This is a genomic window from Paenibacillus oenotherae (genome assembly GCF_019443105.1).
In the GTDB taxonomy this organism is placed as follows: domain Bacteria; phylum Bacillota; class Bacilli; order Paenibacillales; family Paenibacillaceae; genus Paenibacillus_Z; species Paenibacillus_Z oenotherae.
This window is the reverse complement of record NZ_JAHZIJ010000058.1, coordinates 1-1341: the sequence shown is the minus strand read 5'-3', so window position 1 is coordinate 1341 and position 1341 is coordinate 1. Positions and strand designations below refer to the sequence as shown.

Here is a 1341-nt window from a genome sequence, read left to right as displayed (position 1 = left end):
GTGAAGCTGGCGGAGGAAGGCAAGCGTCTGTTCATGTACGATATGCACCATATCATATCAGACGGAGTCTCGATGCAAGTGCTGGTGGAAGAGTTCGCGCGGCTGTACGGCGGCGAGGAGCTGCCTGTGCTGCGGATCCAATACAAGGACTACGCAGTCTGGCAGCGGGAGCGGCTGAGCGGGGAAGAGCTGAAGCGTCAGGAAACGTACTGGCTGGAACGGTTCGGAGGCGAGCTGCCGGTGCTGGAGCTGCCGACGGATGATGCGCGTCCGGCCGTGCAGCGTTTCGAAGGCGAGTCGATCGGCTTCGATCTGCCGCTGGAAGTGGAGGCGCGCGTGCGTCAGATCGCTTCGCAGACGGGCGCAACGCTGTACATGGTGCTGCTTGCGGCGTATGCGACGCTGCTGTCGAAGTATAGCGGGCAGGAGGATATCATCATTGGAACGCCGGTGGCGGGCCGCCCGCATGCGGACTTGGAGCAGGTTATCGGCATGTTCGTCGGGACACTGGCGCTGCGTAACGAAGTGAAGAAGGAAGCGACGTTCCTGGAGCAGGTGGCGGAAGTGAAGCGTCGGACGCTGGAAGCGTTCGAGCATGCGGACTACCCGCTGGAGGAACTGGTGGAGAAGCTGGACTTGGAGCGGGATATGAGCCGCAACCCGCTGTTCGACACGATGTTCGCGATGCAGAATATGACGGAAGCGGAAGCTTCTTACGGGGGCGGTCTGAAGATGACGCCGTACGGAGGAGGCGAGGAAGCGGCCAAGTTCGATCTGACGCTGCAAGCATCGGAGATGGAAGGACGGTTAGTATTCCAACTGCAATACCGGACGTCGTTGTACAGGCGAGCGAGCATGGAGCGACTGGCGGGTCACTTTGTGCAGCTGCTGACGGAGGCGACGTCAAAGCCGGAGGAGCGGATCGGGGAGCTGTCGCTGCTGCCCGAGGAAGAGTGCGAGCGACTGGCGGCGTTCAACGGGACGGAAGCGCCGTATCCGAAGGAGCAGACGATTCACGGGCTGTTCGAGGAGCAAGTAAAGCGAGCGCCAGAACGGACGGCGCTGGTGTACGGAGAAGAGCGTCTAAGCTACGCAGAGCTGAATGCCCGTTCGAATCGTCTTGCACGGAGACTGCGGGAGCAGGGAGTCGGACCGGATGAGCTGGTGGGTATCGCGTTGGAGCGGTCGACGGAAATGATCGTGGCGATCTTGGCGGTGCTGAAGGCGGGAGGCGCGTATGTGCCGATCGACCCGAGCTACCCGGAGGAGCGCATCCGCTACACGCTGGCAGATGCAGGAGTGAAGCTGGTGCTGGGGCAGGCGGATGTGGCGGAGAAGTTG

General features: G+C 61.8%; 1 protein-coding gene. It reads left to right on the top strand.

Annotation, left to right across the window (positions count from 1 at the left end):
- Positions 1 to 1341, top strand: a 1341-nt coding sequence (locus K0T92_RS25800) for a non-ribosomal peptide synthetase (RefSeq protein ID WP_219875251.1), incomplete at both ends; no start/stop codon positions are given.